Source organism: Pseudomonas sp. NCHU5216 (assembly GCF_052156495.1).
Taxonomy (GTDB): domain Bacteria; phylum Pseudomonadota; class Gammaproteobacteria; order Pseudomonadales; family Pseudomonadaceae; genus Aquipseudomonas.
The window spans coordinates 23,525-42,518 of sequence record NZ_JBQLIX010000020.1 but is presented as its reverse complement, the minus strand read 5'-3'; the positions used below and the strand labels follow the sequence as shown (position 1 = coordinate 42,518).

The window sequence follows — 18,994 nt, the reverse complement described above, 5'->3', positions numbered from 1 at the left end:
CGTTTTCGTTGGTTTCATGGACAAGCCGGCAAGGCCTGGCACTGCCCACCTGAACCACTGGTTTTCAGCGGCGCGGCGAAGCGCGAATCCTTCGGTGCCAAACGTTGCGCACAGGCCTGGGCCTGCTGCGCCTCATGGGCGCAGCCCTGGTCGCCCAGCACCTGCGACAGGTTGAACCAGCCAGCCGCGAAATCCGGCTCGCGCTTGAGGCTCTCGCGCAGGGCCTGCTCGGCGCCCTTGCGATCCCCCTCGGCATAACGGCTGTTGCTCAGGGCGAACCAGGGCAGCGATGCCTTCGGCCAGGCCTCGCTCGCCGTGCGATAGGCGCGCCGCGCGGCAGCGGCCTGGCCGGTCTGCTCCAGATCGCTGGCGGCCTTCATCCAGGTGTGCATATCGGCCTGTGCGGGCAAACGATCGGGCGACAGCGTCACCATCGCCCAGCGCCCACCTCGGGCCCAGGTTCTGTCGAAGGTGGTGAAGCTGGTTTCCAGCCGGCGCGTGGTGCCGGAACGCAGCATCAGCGTGCGCTCGCGGCGGTCATAGCCCATCACCACAGCGAAATGCCACTGCGGATACCAGTCGAAGGCCAGGTTCTGCAGCACCAGCACCGGGTTGCCAGCCGCCACCTCGGCCAGTATGGCGTCCAGCTTGGGCGCGAGCGGGTAGACCAGCATTTCGTGGCTGCGCGCGGCGGCCACCATTTCCACCTGCAGGCTGCCTTCGCGACCGGGGATGTACACCTTGTCCTTGAGCAGGCCGGGCGACGTCATCACGCCACGCTGGGTGAGCATGGTGGCCAAGGCCGCCGGCCCACACTGGTAGGCTTCCTGGGGGAAGAAGGGAACGTCGCTCAGCTCGACCCGCTCAGGCAAGCGCTCGCCCTCCGGTGACAGCACCGGGGAGCGAGCGCAAGCAGCGAGTAAAGCGAGAGAAAGGATGCAGCAGAGACGAATCAGCGATTGATACATTTGACGAAACTGAAGATGTTGGTGGCGCACAGCATATCAGTGATGATGAAGATCACCAGAAACAACACGATGATGCCCACCACGCCGGCACCTGCAGGGGCCTGATCCAGTTGCTGGTTGAACTGCGCCAGTTCTGCCGGCGTCAGGCTGGCGATGCGCGCCTCCACCTGCTGGCGATCCACGCCCATGGCGACCAGTTTGTCCTTGACCTGCTGATCGTCGAGCATGGCCAGCAGTTGCTGCTGATCGACCTGGTGCTGCTGCTCGGCGATGACCTCGGGCGTACCGATCATGGCCGCATGGGCCGCGGGAACCTGCACCACCAGTAGCAACTGCAGCAGTGCGGTGAAGGTGGCCAGACGACGCATGAAGGGGTTCATGGATATTGTCATTGTAGTGATCTCCTGAGGGACGAACTAGCCAATAGACAGCATCGTATCGATGGAGGTTCAGCCCTCACAGCGCCCTGCTCAAGCCCCCTGGAGCAGTTGGCTAAGCACCGCACGCAGCTTGCCGGGCTTGACCGGTTTGTTCAGCAACGGCACACCCAGGGCCTGCAACGCATGGCGGCAGGCATCGCTGCGGTCGGCACTGATGACCAGCGCTGGAATCGGCTGAGCGAAACGCTCGCGCAATTGCTCGATCAGTTGCGAACCGAGCGCACCGTGATCGAGATGGAAGTCGGCGACTATCACCTCCGGCGCCCTGCCCTGCAGCCGCTGCACGGCCTCGGGAAGATCAACCGCGGTGATCACCTCGCAGCCCCACTGCCCGAGCAAGGCCGCCATGCTGTGCAGAATCGCCGCCTCGTTGTCCACCACCAGCAGGCGCCGGCCCGGCAGGGGGTTGCCGAGCAGCGCCTGCGCAACGGGCTGCGCCTGGCGCTGCGGACGCTCCTCGGCCAGCGGCACGCGAATGCTGAACAACGAACCGCGCCCAGGCTGCGAGCGCACCTGCAGCGGATAACCGAGCATGCGCGCGATGCGCTCGACGATGGCCAGGCCCAGGCCAACGCCCTTGCGCTCGGCGGCGCGGCCGACATCGAGCTGGTTGAACTCGAGGAAAATCTTGTCCAGTTGGTCGCTGGCGATGCCTCGCCCGCTGTCCCACACCTGTATATCGAGAAAGGCGCCGCGCCGCCGCGCGCCGAGCAACACGCCGCCGCGCTCGGTGTAGCGGCAGGCATTGCTGAGAAAGTTGCGCAGGATGCGCGTCAGCAGGCGGAAATCGGTACGCACCGCACAGTCGGCGATGTGCACGCGCAAACGCAGGCCACTAGCCGCTGCCACGCCCTCGAACTCCGAGGCCAGTGGCGCCAGCAACTCTTCCAGGCGGTAGACGTCTACATCCGGCTTGATCGCGGCCTGATCCAGCTTGGAGATGTCCAGCAGGTCGGTGAGCAGATCCTCCGCCCCTTCCAGCGCCAGGTGGCTGCGCTCCACCAGATTGTGCTCGGCGCTCGGCAGCTCGCGCTCGCGCAGGGTAGAAATCAGCAGGCGTGCGGCATTGAGCGGCTGCAACAGGTCGTGGCTGGCCGCCGCCAGGTACTTGTCCTTGCTGCGATTGGCCGCTTCGGCGGCATCGCGCGCTTCGCGCAGGGCCTGCTCGATGCGCTCGCGCTCGGCAATCTGCTGCTGTAGGTTGTGGTTGGACTCGAGCAGCTCGAAGGTACGCGCCGCCACCCGTCGCTCCAGTTCGTCGTTGAGTTGCTGCAGGCGCTGCTGGGCCTGCTTGCGCTCGGTGATATCGGCGACGAAGCCCTCGAACACGCCATTGCCTTCGGGCTTGAGCAGCAGGTTCATCAGCACGTCGATGGTGCTGCCATCGCGCCGCCGCAGGCGCGTCTCGTAGCCCAGCAGTGCTTGCCCCTGGTTCAGCCGCTCACGGATCAGCGCCAGCTCGTCGAAACCACCGACGAACAGATGCCGGGCCAGGTCGCCCGGCGACCACAGCACCTGCTGCGGGTCGTCGTAGCCGAGCATGCGCGCCATGGCCGGGTTGGCCGCCAGCACGCCGTCCTGCAGGCTGGCCTGGATGATGCCGTGCACCGCATGCTCGAACAGCCATTTGTAGCGGTTGCGCTCGGTTTCCAGCTCCTCCAGACGCGCCAGCAGCTCCGGGTAATGACTCTTGCGTGCCGACTGGCTGCCCAGGCCCAGCAGCCCGGCCAGCGCCTCGTCAGAGCGCCTCGCCATAGACCACCTCGACATCGCGCTGGGTCGACTCGCGCGGGTTGGTGAGGATGCACGGGTCGTCCATGGCATGGCTGGAGAGGAAGGGGATGTCCGAGCTGCCAACGCCATGCAGACCCAGGGTTTCGCGAAAGCCCATGGCATGCTTGAAGGCGATCAGGTGCTCCACCAGGCGCTGGCGGATCTGGCTATGGTTGAGCCCCCGGCAGTCGATACCCAGGGTCTCGGCGATCACCTTGAAACGCTCCGGTGCGGCGCTGTAGTTGAAGGCCACCACATGCTCGATCAACACCGCATTGCACAGACCATGAGGCAGGTCGAGGAAACCGCCCAGGCTGTGGCTCATGGCATGCACCGCGCCGAGAATGGCGTTGGAGAAAGCCAGGCCGGCCTGCATGCTGCCGAGCATGATCTTCTCGCGCAGGGCGATGTCCTGCGGGTTGGCGATCATCTGCACCAGGTTGCCATTGATCAGGCGCATGGCCTCCAGCGCGTGGGGGTCGGTGAGCGGGCCGTGGCCGGTGGAGACGAAGGCCTCGATGGCATGCACCATGGCGTCGATGCCGGTACAGGCACTGAGGAAGGGATCCATGCTCAGGGTGGTTTCCGGGTCGATCAGCGACACATCCGGCACCACCGCCTTGCTGACGATGGAGAACTTCATCCGCTCCTGCTGGTTGGAGATGATCACGAACTGCGACACGTCCGCCGAGGTGCCCGCCGTGGTGGGAATCAGGATCAGCGGCGGGCTGGGCACGCTGATGGTATCCACCCCCTCGAACTCGAGAATGCTGCGGCCGTGGGCGACGACGATGCCGACACCCTTGGCGCAGTCCATGGGGCTGCCGCCGCCGACCGCGACGATGACGTTGCAGCCCTCGCTGCGATACAGCTCGGCGCCCTCCATCACCTCTTCCACACGCGGATTGGGCGAAACCTTGGTATAGAGGCAGTAGGCGATGCCCAGAGCCTGCAGGCTGGCTTCGACATCCCCGGCCCAGCCGGCGGCGACCACACCGGGGTCGGAAACGATCAGCACCTTGCGAGCACCGAAGGTTCGGGCGTAATTGCCAACATTGTGCCGGGAACCGGCGCCGAAAATGATCTCGGGGGAAACGAACTTACGCAGTTGCCTCAAATCGTGGCTCATACAACGGCCTGAATCTTGTTGTTATGGACTGGCCATCAGCCTAATGCATTGCCCGGTTTATGCAATGCGACCTAGGTCAGGCGCTGGTAGAAGGCGTGCTCGGCGCGTAGCGCTGCGGCCAGATGGGCGGCCTGGCGAAAGCCATGGCGCTCACCGGGGAAGAGGTGGTATTCGACGGCCAGGCCGCGCTCACGCAGCGCCTCGACCATGGACTCCGTCTGGCTCGGCACCACCACGGCGTCCAGCTCACCCTGGAAGAAGATCACCGGCACCTGGATGCGCCCGGCCTGCTGCAGGGGCGTGCGGCACCGATAGCGCTCGGCATCCGCTTCGGGGTCGCCGATCAGCCAGTCCAGATAATCGCCCTCGAACTTGTGGGTCGCCTGGCGCAGCGCCAGGGGATCACTGACGCCGTAGAGGCTGGCGCCACCGCGTAGAAACGGCAGTTCCACCAATGCCCGCAGCGCGCTGAAACCACCGGCACTGCCGCCGCGCACGAACACCCGTTGCGCATCGATACGGCCACTGCTGGCGAGCGCCTCGATGGCGGCGCGAATGTCCTCCACCTCCAGCTCGCCCCACCGCCCGGCCAGGCGCAGGCGATAGGCCCGGCCATAGCCGCTGCTGCCCCGGTAGTTGAGATCGAGCACGGCGTAGCCACGCAACGTCCAGAAGGCGATGCGCGGGTCGAACACCGGGTAGCAGGCCGAGGTAGGGCCGCCATGCAGAAAGACCACCAGCGGCGGGCATGCTGCGGATGAAACCGGGGCGTAGAAGAAGCCATGGCAGTGCTCGCCCTGCCCCACTTCGCAGCTCAAGGGCTCCGGCCGGGAAAGCTGTGCGCTGGACAAGGGCTGTTCGCCGCCGGCCAGCCTGCGCACCTCGCCATCGCTGCGACCAATAGCGAGCACCGCAGGCAGGCGATCCGGCGCAGCGGCAATGCAGTAGAAGTGTTCGTCATCGGCGGCAAGCGCGCGAAAACGGGAAAATTCCCCCGCCAGCTTCCGTTCGTAGGCTGCGCTGTGCGCACCGATTGTTTTGCCGTCGAGATCGCTGGTGCGCACGGCGCACCCTACCAACACGCCAACACCCTGCTCGAACCGCGTCAGCAGCAGCTCGTCGTTCGCCAGCGGCAGATAGGTACAGCCACCCAGTTGCCAGGGCGCCGGGGCATGATCGCCAGGCGCCCCCAGGGGCTGTGCCTCGCTGTCGACACACCAGGGCTGCCACCAGCCAGCCTGGTCGCTCAGCACCCATAACCGGCCCTGAACATCGAAGCGCGGCTGCTGCAAGGAGCGATCCCCCGCCTCACCAGCCAGTACGCAGGTAGGCTCGCCGGATTTGCGCTGGCACAGGCGCGTGGCGACCCAGGGCTGGTTCGGCCTGTCCCACTCGATCCAGGCCAGGCGCTGAGCTTCGGCATCGGCCACCGGCGCGGCATAGAAATCGGCGCCCTCGACCAGCACGTCGCGCCGGCCAGCGAGGCCGATACGCACCAGGCGATGCAGCACCGCGCCACTCTCATGACGTTCCTCCACCGCCAGCAACGCCTGCCAGGCGGGCACGAAACTCAGGTCGCCATAACGGCAGTGCGGCTGATCGGTGATCAGGTAGGGTGCGCCGTGCGCACCGCCGTCCAGGCCAATATCGATGCGATAGACCTGCTGGTCGCTCTCGTTGACGAAGGCCACACCCTGATCGGTAGCGCAGCAGGCACCGCCACCGTATTCGTAGACCCGGCTGCGCACGGAAAACCCTGGCGGCGTCAGCTCACGCACGACGCCGTCACGGCAGAAGAACAGCCCGCAACGCGCCAGCCCAGGGTCGAACGCCACCCACAGCACACCACCATGGGCCGCGTGCAGCTCGGCGAAGTCGGCGCTGGCGGCTGCGGCCTGTTCGGCGCTCCAGATGCTGTCGGGATCGGTGCGCACGGCGCACCCTACGCCTTGCATATGATCCGCGAGGCCTTGTCGTTGCGGTATTGCAGGGCATCCAGGCCCAGCGGCGCCTCGTCGGCCTGCCGCCGCGCGGCAAGAATCACCTCATGGTGCGCCGACTTGCTGCAAACCGGGTCGGCGTTGCTGGCGTCGCCGGTGAGCATGAAGGCCTGGCAGCGACAGCCGCCGAAGTCCTTGTGCTTCTCGTCGCAGCTCCGGCAGGGCTCGGGCATCCAGTCGTCACCACGAAAGCGGTTGAAGCCGAAGGAATGCCGCCAGATGTGTTCGAGGCTGTGCTCGCGCACGTTGGGAAATTGCACCGGCAACTGCCGCGCACTGTGACAAGGCAGCGCCGTGCCGTCCGGGGTGATGTCGAGGAACAGGCTGCCCCAGCCGTTCATGCAGGCCTTGGGGCGCTCCTCGTAGTAATCCGGGGTGACGAAGATCAGCTTGCACGGGTGCTTCTCGGCCGCCAGCTTGTCGCGCCACTGGTTGGTGATACGCTCGGCCCGCTCCAACTGCGCGCGGGTTGACAACAGCCCGGCACGGTTGAGCTCGGCCCAGCCGTAGAACTGGCAGGTGGCGAGCTCGACGAAGTCCGCCTCCAGCTCCAGGCACAGCTCGATGATGCGCTCGATATTGTCGATGTTGTGCCGATGGGTGACGAAGTTGAGCACCATCGGGTAACCGTGGGCCTTGACCGCGCGGGCCATGGCCAGTTTCTGCGCGAAGGCCTTCTTCGAGCCGGCCAGCAGGTTGTTCACCTCCTCGTCGGCGGCCTGGAAGCTGATCTGGATATGATCCAGCCCGGCCTCGGCGAACTCGGCGATACGCGGCTCGGTCAGGCCGATGCCGGAGGTGATCAGGTTGGTGTAGTAACCCAGGCCGCGCGCCGCCGCGATCAGCTCGGCGAGATCCTGACGCACCAGCGGCTCGCCGCCGGAAAAGCCCAACTGCGCCGCCCCCAGCTCACGGGCCTGGCGGAACACCTCGACCCACTCGGCGGTGGACAGCTCGGCGCCCTGCTGAGCGAAGTCCAGCGGATTGGAACAGTACGGGCATTGCAGCGGGCAGCGGTAGGTCAGCTCGGCCAGCAGCCAAAGCGGCTGACCAATCGGCACGCCCGGCTTAGCGAAGCTCGATCCAGAACTGTGCATGGGCCACCTCGATAAAGGCCAGGATGTCTTCGTCGATGCCCGGCACATCGGGGAAACGCTGCTGCAGGTTGGCGATGATCTCACCCACCGAGCGCGTGCCGTCGACCTGCTGGAGAATCTCGCTGGCGCTGTCGTTGAGCTTGATCATGCCCTCCGGGTAGAGCAGCACATGGCAGTCCTGAGCGGGCTCGAATTGCAGGCGGAAACCGCGGCGAATGGCGGGCACGCTGGGCAGAATGGTCGAGGTCATGGTTTCAGCTCCGTCGTGGTGCGCACGGCGCACCCTACGCAGGGCGCGGCCGTAGGGTGCGCCATGCGCACCGATGTCTTGCGGCTCATAGCGCGATCCCCCGGTGCCAGACGCGCTCGTTGGTCACCGTGTGATACGGCGGGCGCTGCAGTTCGTAAGCCATGCTCATGGCGTCGAGCATGCTCCACAGCACGTCCAGCTTGAACTGCAGGATCTGCAGCATACGCTCCTGGGCCTCACGGCTGCGGTAGTGTTCGAGGGTGATGCGCAGGCCATGCTCGACATCCCGGCGCGCCTCCTTCAGGCGCTTGCGGAAGTAGTCGTAGCCGGCGGCATCGATCCACGGATAGTGCTGCGGCCAGGCATCCAGGCGCGACTGGTGGATCTGCGGGGCGAACAGCTCGGTCAGCGAGCTGCTGGCCGCTTCCTGCCAACTGGCGCGGCGGGCGAAGTTGACATAGGCATCGACGGCGAAGCGCACGCCGGGCAGCACCAGCTCTTGCGACAGCACCTGTTCACGGTCAAGACCGACCGCCTCGGCCAGGCGCAGCCAGGCCTCGATACCACCCTCCTCGCCAGGTGCGCCATCGTGGTCGAGGATGCGCTGAACCCACTCGCGGCGGGTATCGCGATCCGGGCAATTGGCGAGAATCGCCGCATCCTTGAGCGGGATATTGATCTGGTAGTAGAAGCGGTTGGCCACCCAGCCCTGGATCTGCTCGCGAGTGGCACGCCCTTCGTACATCGCGCGATGGAACGGATGGTGAATGTGATACAGCGCACCCTTGGCGCGCAGCGCCTGCTCGAATTCGGCAGGGGTCATGGCAGGTTGGCTCATAGGCTCTCCGTTCTTCTTATTGGCCCGTCACAGGTGGATGCTCATGCCATCGAATGCGACCTCGATGCCGTGGGCGTCCAGTTCGGCGCGCTCGGGCGAGTCCAGGTCGAGAATCGGGTTGGTGTTGTTGATATGAATGAGGATCTTGCGTGCCGACGGCAGGCCGTCGAGCACTTCGATCATGCCGCCCGGGCCGCTCTGGCACAGGTGGCCCATCTCACTGCCGAGTTTGTCGCCCACCTCGCATACGCGCATCTCGTCGTCACGCCAGAGCGTGCCGTCCACCAGCAGGCAATCGGCGCGGCGCATCCAGCTCAGCAAGTGCTCGTCCACCTGGCCGAGGCCAGGTGCATAGAACAGGCTGCGACCGCTGCGCTTGTCCTCGATGAACAGGCCGATGTTGTCGCCGGGATGCGGGTTACCGCGATGAGGCGAATAGGGCGGCGCGCTGCTGCGCAGGGCGATGGCGGTGATGCTCAAGGCCGAGCAGGCCGGGATGCAGAAAGGCTCGGCATCCAGCGCGATCAACCGATGCTGCAGGCCGCCGTTCCAGTGGCCGAGCATGTTGAACAACGGAAAGCCCGTGGTCAGATCCTGATGCACCATCTCGGTACACCAGACCTGATGCGGGCAGCCTTCGCGCAGGGTCAACAGGCCGGTGCAGTGGTCGATCTGGCTGTCGAGCAGGACGATGCCGGCAATCGCCGTGTCGCGCAGCTTGCGCGCCGGCTGCAGCGCCGGGAAGGCCTCGATCTGCGCGCGGATGTCCGGCGAGGCGTTGCACAGGATCCACTGTTCACCGTCATCGGAGATGGCAATGGACGATTGCGTGCGTGGCTGCGCGCGCAGGGTGCCAGCGCGCACGCCACGACAGTTGCGGCAGTTGCAGTTCCATTGGGGAAAGCCACCGCCGGCGGCGGAGCCAAGAATCTGGATATGCATGGAAGTCACCAGCGGGATGCCCCGGACGGGCCGGGGCCAGGGGCAATCAGCGGTTGGCGAAGTACATGGTCACTTCGAAGCCAATACGCAGATCGGTGTAGGCGGGTTTAGTCCACATGATGCGGTCCTCTTGTTATGGCGCCGGGGCATTCCGGCACCCTCATTAAGCCCCCGCCAGGCAAGAGGCCAAATGGTACTTTGGGATGAGTCGGCACTGGCATTGGTAGGTGAATCCACTTAGTAGGAATGGATCGTGCCATGAAGGTTCCGGCGATTGCGCGAGCTGAAACATGCACCAATACAAAAGCGCCTGGCGGAATGTGGGTGGGGATCAGGAATTCATTCGCGATCATGGCCATGCGCAGAGCCCCCCATCGCCAATAAAAAACGCGGCCGAAGCCGCGTCGCGATAAGGTTCTGCTGCCGCGCATCAGGCAGGGTGCGCTGCGCGCACCAAACGATCACCTGGGCATCAGCCAGCGGTGCGCACAGCGCACCCTACGCTTCAGGAAGGCCGCACGCCGGAGCGAGCGTGCGACCTCAGGGGTTGGTGAATCAGAAGAAGCCCAGCGGATTGATGTCGTAGCTGACCAGCAGGTTCTTGGTCTGCTGGTAGTGGTCGAGCATCATCTTGTGGGTTTCGCGACCGACCCCGGACTTCTTGTAGCCGCCGAAGGCAGCGTGCGCCGGGTACAGGTGGTAGCAGTTGGTCCACACGCGACCGGCCTTGATCGCGCGGCCCATGCGGTAGGCGACGTTCATGTCGCGGCTCCACACGCCGGCGCCCAGGCCGAACTCGGTGTCGTTGGCGATCGCCAGGGCTTCGGCTTCGTCCTTGAAGGTGGTCACGCCGATCACCGGGCCGAAGATTTCCTCCTGGAACACGCGCATCTTGTTGCTGCCCTTGAGCAGGGTCGGCTGGATGTAGTAACCGCTGGCCAGGTCGCCTTCGAGTTTTTCCGCCGCACCACCGGTCAGCACCTGAGCGCCTTCCTGCTGGGCGATCTCCAGGTAGCTGAGGATCTTGTCGAACTGCTGCTGCGAGGCCTGGGCGCCGACCATGGTGTCGGTGTCCAGCGGGTTGCCGCGCTTGATCTGTTTGACCTTCTTCATCACCTCGGCCATGAAGGCGTCGTAGATCGACTCCTGCACCAGCGCGCGCGACGGGCAGGTGCACACCTCGCCCTGGTTGAAGAAGCCCAGCACCAGACCTTCGGCGGCTTTCTCGATGAAGGCCGGCTCGGCGTTCATGATGTCGGCGAAGAAGATGTTCGGCGATTTGCCGCCCAGCTCGACAGTGGACGGGATGATGTTCTCGGCCGCACATTTCATGATGTGCGAGCCCACCGGGGTGGAGCCGGTGAAGGCGATCTTGGCGATGCGCTTGCTGGTGGCCAGCGCTTCACCGGCTTCGCGGCCAAAGCCCTGGACGATATTGAGCACACCCGGCGGCAGCAGGTCGCCGATGATTTCCACCAGCAGGGTGATCGACAACGGAGTCTGCTCGGCCGGCTTGAGCACGATGGCGTTACCGGCAGCCAGGGCCGGAGCCAGTTTCCAGGCGGCCATCAGCAGCGGGAAGTTCCACGGAATGATCTGCCCGACCACGCCCAGCGGCTCGTGGAAGTGATAGGCCACGGTGCCGTCGTTGATCTCGGCGGTGCTGCCTTCCTGGGCGCGGATGCAGCCGGCGAAGTAGCGGAAGTGGTCGGCAGCCAGCGGCACGTCGGCGTTCAGCGTCTCGCGCACGGCCTTGCCGTTGTCCCAGGTTTCGGCCACGGCCAGCAGTTCGAGGTTGGCTTCGATGCGGTCGGCGATCTTCAGCAGGATGTGCGAACGCTCCTGCACGCTGGTGCGGCCCCAGGCATCGGCGGCGGCATGGGCAGCGTCCAGCGCCTTGTCGACGTCGGCGGCATTGGAACGGGGGAATTCACCGATCACCGAAGCGTCGACCGGGCTGGTATTGGTGAAGTACTGGCCGCTGAGCGGGGCGACGAACTCGCCGCCGATGTAGTTGCCGTAGCGCGGCTTGAGGGTAACGACGGCGCCTGCGGTACCGGGTTTGGCGTAAATCATGATGCGGTCCTCTCTTCTTGTCGGAGCCTGCAGCCGACGGGTGGAAGCAGGTCATGGTTCGATCTTAGAAAGCCCCCTGCGCCCTCGGTATGCGCCCATGGCACAGATCGTCTCGTCATTTGGTAGTAGAGCCGGTCTGGCACGGGGCTTTGGCGGCGAGGTGCGAGGCGATGGAAACTCACAGGCCGTTGAAAAACGTAGGCGAGGCAGGCAAAACAAGGCTAAAACAGCCGAAAAAGCGCAGTTTACGTGCTGTAAATGAGCATTTTTCGGCTTTTTTTAACGCAGTGTTGCCAACGCAGGTAGTTTTTCAACGGTCTGATAAAGGCTAGACCGGCTCGCTCGATCTTGCGTTCCCCGCCGAGAAAAAACGTCAGCGGCCGTTCAGGGTCATGAAACGACGATGGCCGGACAGAGCCGGCCATCGTCTGCTGCATCAGCCTGTTACTGCTTGGCCACCAGCTCCTTGGGCAGCTTGAAGGTCCACAGCATGCCGCCCTGGTTCAGGTGCTTGATGCGCTTGGCCACCTCGCCGCCCCACAGCGGTACCGCACCACCCCAGCCGGACAGCACCGAGACGTACTGCTCGCCGTCCATTTCCCAGGTCACCGGCGAGCCGATCACCCCGGAGCCGGTCTGGAACTGCCAGAGCTTCTCGCCGGTCTTGGCGTTGAAGGCCTGCAGGTAGCCTTCCGGGTTGCCGGTGAACACCAGATTGCCCTTGGTGGTCAGCACCCCGCCCCACAGCGGCGCATAGTTGGTCTGACGCCAGACCTCCTTGCCGGTCTTCGGGTCGATGGCGCGCAGCACGCCGATGTAGTCCTCGTTGAGCGGCTTGATGGTGAAGCCGGCACCGAGATAGGCCGCGCCCTTCTTGTAGGCGATGTCCTCGTTCCAGATGTCCATGCCCCACTCGTTGGAGGGCACGTAGAACAGGCCGGTATCACGGTTGTAGGCCATGGGCATCCAGTTCTTCGCGCCGAGGAAGGCCGGTGCGGAAAATACGCTCGTGCCCTTTTCCTTGGCGCTCGGCGAACCCGGGCGGTTGCTGTCGTCGTAGATCGGCCGGCCATTCTTGTCCAGGCCCTTGGCCCAGGTGATCTTGTCGACGAAGGGGAAGCCGCGGATGAACTTGCCGTTGGTGCGGTCGAGCACGTAGAAGAAGCCGTTACGGTCGGCGCTGGCTGCGGCCTTGATGGTCTTGCCGCCTTCCTGGTAATCGAAGGAGATCAGCTCGTTGACACCGTCGAAGTCCCAGCCGTCGTGCGGGGTGGTCTGGAAGTGCCACTTGATGCTGCCATCGTCCGGGTTCAACGCCAGGCGCGAGGAGGAATAGAGGTTGTCGCCGGGGCGCAGGTGCGAGTTCCACGGCGCCGGGTTGCCGGTACCGAAGAACAACAGGTTGGTGTCGGCATCGTAGTAGCCGCCGAGCCAGGGCGCGGCGCCGCCGGTCTTCCACAGGTCACCCGGCCAGGTCTTGCCGGCCTGGCCGCCGCTGATGCCGTTCTCCACCGCCTTGCCGTCCTTATATACGTAGCCCATGTGGCCTTCCACGGTCGGGCGAGTCCACAGCAGTTGGCCATTCTTCGGGTCGTAGGCCTCGATCTTGCCGACGACGCCGAACTCACCGCCGGATACGCCAGTGATCAGCTTGCCGTTGACCACCAGGGGAGCGGCAGTGATGGAGTAACCGGCCTTGTGATCGGCCACGCGCTTGCTCCACACCACCTTGCCGGTGTCCTTGTTCAGGGCCACCAGCTTGGCATCCAGGGTGCCGAAGATCACCAGATCGTCGTACAGCGCCACGCCGCGGTTGATCACGTCGCAGCAGGGGCGGATATCGTCCGGCAGGCGCGCCTCGTACTGCCACAATTCACGGCCGGTGCGCGCATCGACGGCGAACACTCGCGAATAGGAGGCACTGACGTACATCACGCCATCCTTGATCATCGGCTGGGCCTGCTGGCCGCGCTGCTTCTCGCCGCCGAAGGACATGGTCCAGACCGGGCGCAGCTCCTTGACGTTGTGATCGTTGAGCGTGCTCAGCGGGCTGTAGCGCTGCCCCTGCAGGCCCATGCCGTTGGTGACGATCTGGTCGGTGGTGGTGGCGTCCTGGAGAATCTCGGCATCGGTCACCGCCAGTGCGGCGGCGGATGGCAACAGCATGGCAGCACAGAGTGCGGTGAGGAGGAAGGGCTGGCGAAGACCGGCGTGTTTCATTGCGGCTACCTCTGTGGGTTCATTGTTATTACCGGGAAATTTTCCCGGTCTGCCGCGAATTCTTGGCTCCCACCGCTTACCCAACAATTGCACCCAGTGCCGATTTTCCTCCTTCCTTGGTAGCAATACCTGGCCCGATCACCGACACTGCCGCCCTGCTCACCCGCTCTGGAGACCGCCATGCCCCTCGACCCGCAAGCCCGCAAAGCCGTGCTGGAACATCCACAAGCGCTCGATTGCAGCGTCTACCGCCCGGACGAAAAGGACGAAGACGCCGAGGAGCTCGACCTCGGCGAAGCGCGGCTGCTGATGCTCGGCGCCTTCGAGCCGCCGCTGGACTGGGATGCTCGCCAGCGCGAGGAATATTTCGGCGAAGAAGACCCGGCGCTGTTCTTCAGCGCGCGTATCGAATGCCTCGCCGCACCGCTCAGCAAGGCCTTCTTCACGGTCGAGAGCGGCGACTACGTGGCCGCGCAACCGAGCCTGGGCGAAGTGGTGATGTACTACGTCTACGATCAGGAAGAGGACGCCGAGGGGAGCCGCTATATCCTCATCCGCGATGACGAGGAGCTTTGACAGCCTGCTACAGCTCCAGCGTCAGCAGCACCGCACAGATCAGCAAAAAGCCGCAGAACAGACTACGCAGCAGACGCTCCGGCAGCGAGTGCGCCAGACGCACGCCCCAACTGATGCTGAGCAGTCCGCCAACCGCCAGCGGCACGCCCAGCCACCAGTTGACGTGCTGGTGCGTGGCATAAGTGAACAGCGTGACGGCAGTGCTGGGCAAGGCCAGCGACAAGGACAGCCCCTGCGCCACCACCTGAGTGGTACCGAACACACTGGTCAGCACCGGCGTGGCCACTACCGCCCCACCCACGCCGAACAACCCGCCCATGCCACCGGCGACACTGCCGAGCGCGCCGAACCAACCCCAGGAATGGCGCAGCTCGCCACTCGGCAGCGCCTGCTGCATCAGCATGCGCAGCAGGTTGTACGCCGCCAGCGCCAGCAGGAAACAGACGAAAGCCCAACGCATGGTGCGCGCATCCAGGCCGACGGCATAGAGCGAGGCCAGCCAGGCGCAGAAGAAACTGGTCACCCCCAGCAGCAGGGCATGCCGTGGGTCGATGCGGTTACGCTGGTGATAACGCCAGATCGCCAGCATCACGTTCGGCACCACCATCACCAGCGCCGTACCCTGGGCCAGTTGCTGATCCAGACCGAACAGCACGCCGAGCACCGGAATGGCGATCAGCCCACCGCCAATGCCGAACAGCCCGCCCAGGGTGCCCAACGCCATGCCCAGCAACAGATTCAGCAATAGATCGAACGCACTCATGGGCACCTCCACAGTTGTGCGCATGGTAGAAGCCTGCAGCTAGTATGGAAACGCACAAGCGCGCACAATGGCTGTGCTTATCACGCACAGCGAACCCTCATGAACCCGGATGCCCTGACCGCTCAACTGGAGCTGTTTCTCGACGTACTGGAAGCCGGCAGCTTCTCCGCCGCCGCTCGCCGCCACCCGCTCACCCCCTCAGCGGTGGCGCGGCGCATCGATGCGCTGGAACGCGCCATCGGCAGCAGCCTGTTCAGCCGCACCACCCATGCCGTGCGGGTCACGCCGGCAGGCCTGGCCTTCGCCGAACGGGCCCGGCGCATCCTCAACGAGCTGCATCTGGCCCGCGCCGAGGCGGTGTCGCTGAGCAGCGCACCGGAAGGGTTGATCCGCATCGACGCACCGACGCCCTTCGGCCGCCGCCACCTGGGGCCGGCCATCGCCGAGTTCCTCACGGCCAACCCTGGGCTGGACGTGCAACTGCGCCTGATCGACAGCTTCACCGACCTGCATGGTGAGCATCTGGGCGAAGTGGATATCGTGGTGCGCATCGGCCCCCTGCCGGACAGCCGCCTGGTGGCCACCCCGCTGGCCTCGATGACCCGCATCGTCTGCGCCAGCCCGGACTATCTGCGTCGGCGCGGCATCCCGCGCAGCCCGCTGGAGCTCGACCAGCATGACGGCCTCGACTGGGACAGCCTCGCCCCGCCCTACGCCTGGCGCTTCGAGGTCGACGGCAAGTTGCAGCACTGCAAGCCCAAGCGCATGCGGCAAACCAGCAACAACGCCGAAACCCTGCTGTTCAGCGCCCTCGCCGGCCTGGGCATTGCCCACCTGCCGACCTGGATGATCAGCGAGCACCTGCAGCGCGGCGAGCTGGTGCCGCTGTTCTGCGAGAACGGTCTGCCCCCGACCGAGCCCAGCACCATCTACGCGCTGCGCCTGGAACGCGAGGCCAGCGCGCGAACGCGCCTGCTGCTCAGCTTCCTCAAACAACGCTTCGGCTTTCCGCCGCCCTGGGATCAGGCGTTACAGGCCAGCCTGGGCTGAGTAGCGCCGGTCAGGCGGCAACGACTCGCGTACCGGCCAGGTGATCGTGCACACAGCGCCGGTCGCTGCGGAAGATGAACAGGTAGTTGATGCCGCACAGCCAGGTGCCGGCGACGGGAATCAGCGACACCAGCCACACACTCAGGTAGCGCTTGAGCAACAGGCCCGGCAGCGCCGGCACCTGGCCCTGCATGTCGACGATGCGCACCTTGCAGATACGTTTGCCCACGGTTTGCCCGTAGCGCTTGAGCCAGGCCACATTGATCAGCACGAACACGCCCATGCCGATCAGCATGCCCTGCACCTGCAGCCAGATGCTCGGCTCGATGCCCTGCATGAGCATCTCGAAATCACCCTTGAAATAGGAGATCGGCACCGTGATCAGCATCATCAGCAGGGTGTCGATGATCACCGCGCCGAGACGTGCACCGCGCGACGCCAGCAACGGTTCATCCGCAGCCCGCTCCTGCAAGGCCGACTGAGGTGTTTGGTAAGGATTTTGAGCGTCCATGAAACCTCCCTGTCAAAAACGAGACATAAAAAAGCCCAGTCGGCTGACTGGGCTTTTCATCCTATCACCTGAATCAGGCCGGAGCCTGGGTGCGACCCTTGTAGGAAGCGTCGCGGGTGTCGATCTCGATCCAGTCGTCGATGTCGACGAACTCGGCAACCTTGATCTCGGTGCCATTGCGCAGCTTGGCAGGCTTCATCACCTTGCCGGAGGTGTCGCCACGGGCGGCGTTCTCGGTGTAGACCACCTGACGCACGATGGTGGTCGGCAGGTCGACGGAGATCACCTTGCCCTCGAAGAACACGGCTTCGCAGATGTCGGTCATGCCTTCTTCGATGAACGGCAGAACGCTTTCCAGATCTTCGGCACGCAGCTCGTAGGAGTTGTATTCCGGATCCATGAACACGTAGTCGTCACCGCTGATGTAGGACAGGGTCACTTCCTTGCGCTCGAGAATCACCGGCTCCATCTTGTCGTCGGCTTTGTAGACGGTTTCGGTCTTGGAGCCGTTGAGCAGGTTCTTCAGCTTCATCTTGACGATGGCGCTGTTACGGCCGGACTTGGTGAACTCGGCCTTCTGGATCAGCCACGGCTGGCCGTCGATCAGGGCCACGCTGTTGACTCTCATTTCCTGTGCAGTTTTCATGCGAATATCCGAAATATGCGGGAGGTACAGAATTCTAAGCCCGCTATGATAGCCAATTTCGGTGAAACTGCACCAGTGCCGAGGCAAGATCCGGCCGGGCGGCCTGCTGCAAGCACCAGCGCTCGGCATGTTCGCGCAACTCTTGCCAGTTGCGCTGTACCTCGCCCCAGGCCTCTGCCATGCCCTGTTCGGCGTTCCAGGCCGTCCACAACTGCACAAGAGCCGCATCCGCCGATGCACTGAGCCCCTGGCGATAGAGCGCGAGAAAGGCATCGAGCTTGTCCCAGTGCGCGCCCTCCTCCTGACGATAGATATGCCAGAGCAAGGGTCGCCCTGCCCACTGCGCGCGAATAAAGGAATCCTCGCCACGCACGGCATTGAAATCACAACACCACAGCAGACGGTCATAATCGGCCTGCGCCAGGAACGGCAGCCCTTGCAGATGCAGATTGCCGCGCTGGCAGCGCTCGCCAGGCGCCAGCGACGAGCCCAGCCAGGCCTGCACATCGGCGAGAATACGCCCTTGCGGCACCAGCAGTTGCGTGGGCCGCTCGGCGCCGGCGAGCGCCTGCAGCCAGTCGGCCAGGCCGGCGTTTTCATAGGCGAACAGCGAAATCAGTTGCGCCTGGGCCAGACGCACCACGCCCAATCGCCCCAGGAAGGCCGCTTGCGCGCCAGCATTGGCCTGCAATGCATCCCGCTCGGCAAGCAGACCGGCCTCACGCAGCAGGCCGCCAGTGCCCTCGACGAAACCGGGAAAGAAGAAGAACTTCTGCAACCCGCCCGGCTGCGGCGACGGCAGGCCATGGCAGCCCGCCACCCAGCCCTCGGCGCTGAGGTATTCCAGATTCAGCCACAAGGGCGGCACCGTGCGTGCGGCCATCGCCTCGACGTATTCGCTCGGCAGCGTGCAGGCGAAGGCTTCGATCACCAGGTCGGCCACCTCCACCGGCTGCCAGACGCCCGACCAGTGCCGCACCTCGACGCCCGCCTGCTCCTGCACTGCCGCGTGCGGATCGAGGGCCGGGCACAGGTGGGCGAAAGCACCCAGGTCATCCACCCACAGGCGTACCGCCAACCCATGTTCGGCCACCAGTTGCCGGGCCAGGCGCCAGGTCACGCCGATATCGCCGTAGTTGTCCACCACAGCGCAGAAAATGTCCCACTTCACGCCCAAACCCCGACCGGGAAAACGTCATCTTACCTGCACGAATAAAAGAAAGGCCCGCCATGCAGGCGCAATGCTGTTTGGCTCCCCTCTCCCATCATGGGAGAGGGGCTGAGTGCAGGAAATCGATCAGGCCAGAAAGGAGGATGACGCATCACCACGAACGGCAGTGCTCAACTGCCAGATCGCCTGGCAGGCCAGCGCCGCCTCGCGTGAAGCGAAGGGGCCGGCCTTGGGCTGGCCATCGACCAGCAGCAACCAGCAGGCCATCTGACCGTCGGACTTGAGCTCATCGGGCACGGCACTGCCCACCAGAGAAACCACATCGATGCGCGGCATAGCCACCTCCAAGCTGTTGCACGTTTCGTTGGAGTGAGCTTATGCCGGTGCCCCCGCGCGCAGAAATCGACGCTTTCAATGGTCACCATAAGGGCAATCGATGCTTATCAGGCCGTTGAAAAACGTAGGCGAGGCGGGCTGGCCTAGGCAAAAACAGCCGAAAAAGCGCAGTTTACGAGTTGTAAATGAGCATTTTTGAGGCTGTTTT

Annotated in this window: 19 protein-coding genes; 2 read left to right on the top strand and 17 right to left on the bottom strand. The window is 64.5% G+C overall.

The genetic code is table 11. The features are described 5' to 3' along the window. Positions 1-14 precede the first annotated feature (14 nt). The 12 genes from ACSVIK_RS15215 to ACSVIK_RS15160 form a co-directional block, all read right to left on the bottom strand. Entirely contained in the window at positions 15-968 is a 954-nt protein-coding gene (locus ACSVIK_RS15215) for a PA2778 family cysteine peptidase (RefSeq protein WP_442445109.1), read from the bottom strand. Continuing rightward, on the bottom strand, positions 953-1,360 hold the full coding sequence (locus tag ACSVIK_RS15210; protein WP_442445108.1) for a PA2779 family protein: 408 nt from the start codon (positions 1,358-1,360) through the stop codon (positions 953-955). Before ACSVIK_RS15210 ends, ACSVIK_RS15215 begins: the two co-directional genes overlap by 16 nt. 78 nt (positions 1,361-1,438) lie before the next feature. Beyond that, positions 1,439-3,163 carry a hybrid sensor histidine kinase/response regulator gene (locus ACSVIK_RS15205; protein WP_442445107.1) on the bottom strand — a complete coding sequence of 575 codons (1,725 nt, stop codon included), beginning with the start codon at positions 3,161-3,163 and terminating at the stop codon, positions 1,439-1,441. Further along, positions 3,147-4,310 (bottom strand): alcohol dehydrogenase-like regulatory protein ErcA, encoded by a 1,164-nt coding sequence (ercA, locus tag ACSVIK_RS15200; protein ID WP_442445106.1) that lies wholly within the window; start codon positions 4,308-4,310, stop codon positions 3,147-3,149. The genes ACSVIK_RS15205 and ercA overlap by 17 nt, the downstream gene beginning before the upstream one ends. A 71-nt stretch (positions 4,311-4,381) precedes the next feature. After that, positions 4,382-6,265: an alpha/beta hydrolase family protein gene (locus tag ACSVIK_RS15195; protein ID WP_442445105.1), complete on the bottom strand. Its 1,884-nt coding sequence runs from the start codon at positions 6,263-6,265 to the stop codon at positions 4,382-4,384. Then, on the bottom strand, positions 6,253-7,407 hold the full coding sequence (gene pqqE / locus ACSVIK_RS15190; RefSeq protein WP_442445104.1) for a pyrroloquinoline quinone biosynthesis protein PqqE: 1,155 nt from the start codon (positions 7,405-7,407) through the stop codon (positions 6,253-6,255). Before pqqE ends, ACSVIK_RS15195 begins: the two co-directional genes overlap by 13 nt. Continuing rightward, positions 7,379-7,657, bottom strand: coding sequence for a pyrroloquinoline quinone biosynthesis peptide chaperone PqqD (gene pqqD / locus ACSVIK_RS15185; protein WP_442445103.1), 279 nt, complete (start codon positions 7,655-7,657; stop codon positions 7,379-7,381). Before pqqD ends, pqqE begins: the two co-directional genes overlap by 29 nt. A gap of 85 nt (positions 7,658-7,742) precedes the next feature. Then, the gene (gene pqqC, locus ACSVIK_RS15180) at positions 7,743-8,495 is read right to left on the bottom strand and encodes a pyrroloquinoline-quinone synthase PqqC (RefSeq protein WP_442445102.1); all 753 of its coding nucleotides are present in this window, start codon (positions 8,493-8,495) and stop codon (positions 7,743-7,745) included. A 27-nt stretch (positions 8,496-8,522) separates the two neighbouring features. Further along, on the bottom strand, positions 8,523-9,437 hold the full coding sequence (pqqB, locus tag ACSVIK_RS15175; protein ID WP_442445101.1) for a pyrroloquinoline quinone biosynthesis protein PqqB: 915 nt from the start codon (positions 9,435-9,437) through the stop codon (positions 8,523-8,525). 46 nt (positions 9,438-9,483) lie between these two features. Further along, the gene (gene pqqA, locus ACSVIK_RS15170) at positions 9,484-9,555 is read right to left on the bottom strand and encodes a pyrroloquinoline quinone precursor peptide PqqA (RefSeq protein ID WP_003243383.1); all 72 of its coding nucleotides are present in this window, start codon (positions 9,553-9,555) and stop codon (positions 9,484-9,486) included. Positions 9,556-9,992: 437 nt separating this feature from the next. Next, positions 9,993-11,513: an acetaldehyde dehydrogenase ExaC gene (exaC, locus tag ACSVIK_RS15165; protein ID WP_442445100.1), complete on the bottom strand. Its 1,521-nt coding sequence runs from the start codon at positions 11,511-11,513 to the stop codon at positions 9,993-9,995. A 444-nt stretch (positions 11,514-11,957) separates the two neighbouring features. Then, positions 11,958-13,733 carry a methanol/ethanol family PQQ-dependent dehydrogenase gene (locus tag ACSVIK_RS15160; RefSeq protein WP_442445099.1) on the bottom strand — a complete coding sequence of 592 codons (1,776 nt, stop codon included), beginning with the start codon at positions 13,731-13,733 and terminating at the stop codon, positions 11,958-11,960. A 180-nt stretch (positions 13,734-13,913) separates the two neighbouring features. Here ACSVIK_RS15160 and ACSVIK_RS15155 point away from each other — a divergent pair, with 180 nt between their 5' ends. Beyond that, the gene (locus ACSVIK_RS15155) at positions 13,914-14,309 is read left to right on the top strand and encodes a hypothetical protein (protein ID WP_442445098.1); all 396 of its coding nucleotides are present in this window, start codon (positions 13,914-13,916) and stop codon (positions 14,307-14,309) included. A gap of 7 nt (positions 14,310-14,316) precedes the next feature. Here the strand turns inward: ACSVIK_RS15155 and ACSVIK_RS15150 are convergent, their stop codons facing one another. Beyond that, on the bottom strand, positions 14,317-15,072 hold the full coding sequence (locus tag ACSVIK_RS15150; RefSeq protein WP_442445097.1) for a sulfite exporter TauE/SafE family protein: 756 nt from the start codon (positions 15,070-15,072) through the stop codon (positions 14,317-14,319). A 99-nt stretch (positions 15,073-15,171) separates the two neighbouring features. On the opposite strand from ACSVIK_RS15150, the gene ACSVIK_RS15145 reads away from it, so the two are divergent. Then, complete coding sequence (locus ACSVIK_RS15145) at positions 15,172-16,122, top strand: LysR family transcriptional regulator (protein ID WP_442445096.1); 951 nt, start codon at positions 15,172-15,174, stop codon at positions 16,120-16,122. Positions 16,123-16,132: 10 nt separating this feature from the next. Here the strand turns inward: ACSVIK_RS15145 and ACSVIK_RS15140 are convergent, their stop codons facing one another. The 4 genes from ACSVIK_RS15140 to ACSVIK_RS15125 all read right to left on the bottom strand — a co-directional run bounded on the left by ACSVIK_RS15140 (position 16,133) and on the right by ACSVIK_RS15125 (position 18,786). Beyond that, positions 16,133-16,633, bottom strand: a complete 501-nt coding sequence (locus tag ACSVIK_RS15140; protein WP_442445095.1) for an RDD family protein — start codon at positions 16,631-16,633, stop codon at positions 16,133-16,135. Between the two features lie 73 nt (positions 16,634-16,706). Then, positions 16,707-17,279, bottom strand: coding sequence for an elongation factor P (gene efp / locus ACSVIK_RS15135; RefSeq protein WP_268178026.1), 573 nt, complete (start codon positions 17,277-17,279; stop codon positions 16,707-16,709). A 43-nt stretch (positions 17,280-17,322) separates the two neighbouring features. Beyond that, on the bottom strand, positions 17,323-18,456 hold the full coding sequence (earP, locus tag ACSVIK_RS15130) for an elongation factor P maturation arginine rhamnosyltransferase EarP (protein WP_442445094.1): 1,134 nt from the start codon (positions 18,454-18,456) through the stop codon (positions 17,323-17,325). Positions 18,457-18,576: 120 nt separating this feature from the next. Continuing rightward, positions 18,577-18,786 (bottom strand): hypothetical protein, encoded by a 210-nt coding sequence (locus ACSVIK_RS15125; protein WP_442445093.1) that lies wholly within the window; start codon positions 18,784-18,786, stop codon positions 18,577-18,579. Positions 18,787-18,994 lie beyond the last annotated feature (208 nt).

Coding starts and splice junctions, on each gene's coding strand:
- ACSVIK_RS15155 (WP_442445098.1), top strand. CDS start 13,914: ATGCCCCTCGACCCGCAAGCCCGCAAAGCCGTGCTGGAACATCCACAA.
- pqqB (WP_442445101.1), bottom strand. CDS start 9,437: ATGCATATCCAGATTCTTGGCTCCGCCGCCGGCGGTGGCTTTCCCCAA.
- efp (WP_268178026.1), bottom strand. CDS start 17,279: ATGAAAACTGCACAGGAAATGAGAGTCAACAGCGTGGCCCTGATCGAC.
- pqqD (WP_442445103.1), bottom strand. CDS start 7,657: ATGACCTCGACCATTCTGCCCAGCGTGCCCGCCATTCGCCGCGGTTTC.
- ACSVIK_RS15140 (WP_442445095.1), bottom strand. CDS start 16,633: ATGGACGCTCAAAATCCTTACCAAACACCTCAGTCGGCCTTGCAGGAG.
- pqqE (WP_442445104.1), bottom strand. CDS start 7,407: ATGCACAGTTCTGGATCGAGCTTCGCTAAGCCGGGCGTGCCGATTGGT.
- ACSVIK_RS15145 (WP_442445096.1), top strand. CDS start 15,172: ATGAACCCGGATGCCCTGACCGCTCAACTGGAGCTGTTTCTCGACGTA.
- pqqC (WP_442445102.1), bottom strand. CDS start 8,495: ATGAGCCAACCTGCCATGACCCCTGCCGAATTCGAGCAGGCGCTGCGC.
- ACSVIK_RS15210 (WP_442445108.1), bottom strand. CDS start 1,360: ATGACAATATCCATGAACCCCTTCATGCGTCGTCTGGCCACCTTCACC.
- ercA (WP_442445106.1), bottom strand. CDS start 4,310: ATGAGCCACGATTTGAGGCAACTGCGTAAGTTCGTTTCCCCCGAGATC.
- exaC (WP_442445100.1), bottom strand. CDS start 11,513: ATGATTTACGCCAAACCCGGTACCGCAGGCGCCGTCGTTACCCTCAAG.
- ACSVIK_RS15125 (WP_442445093.1), bottom strand. CDS start 18,786: ATGCCGCGCATCGATGTGGTTTCTCTGGTGGGCAGTGCCGTGCCCGAT.
- ACSVIK_RS15205 (WP_442445107.1), bottom strand. CDS start 3,163: ATGGCGAGGCGCTCTGACGAGGCGCTGGCCGGGCTGCTGGGCCTGGGC.
- ACSVIK_RS15215 (WP_442445109.1), bottom strand. CDS start 968: ATGTATCAATCGCTGATTCGTCTCTGCTGCATCCTTTCTCTCGCTTTA.
- ACSVIK_RS15160 (WP_442445099.1), bottom strand. CDS start 13,733: ATGAAACACGCCGGTCTTCGCCAGCCCTTCCTCCTCACCGCACTCTGT.
- ACSVIK_RS15195 (WP_442445105.1), bottom strand. CDS start 6,265: ATGCAAGGCGTAGGGTGCGCCGTGCGCACCGATCCCGACAGCATCTGG.
- ACSVIK_RS15150 (WP_442445097.1), bottom strand. CDS start 15,072: ATGAGTGCGTTCGATCTATTGCTGAATCTGTTGCTGGGCATGGCGTTG.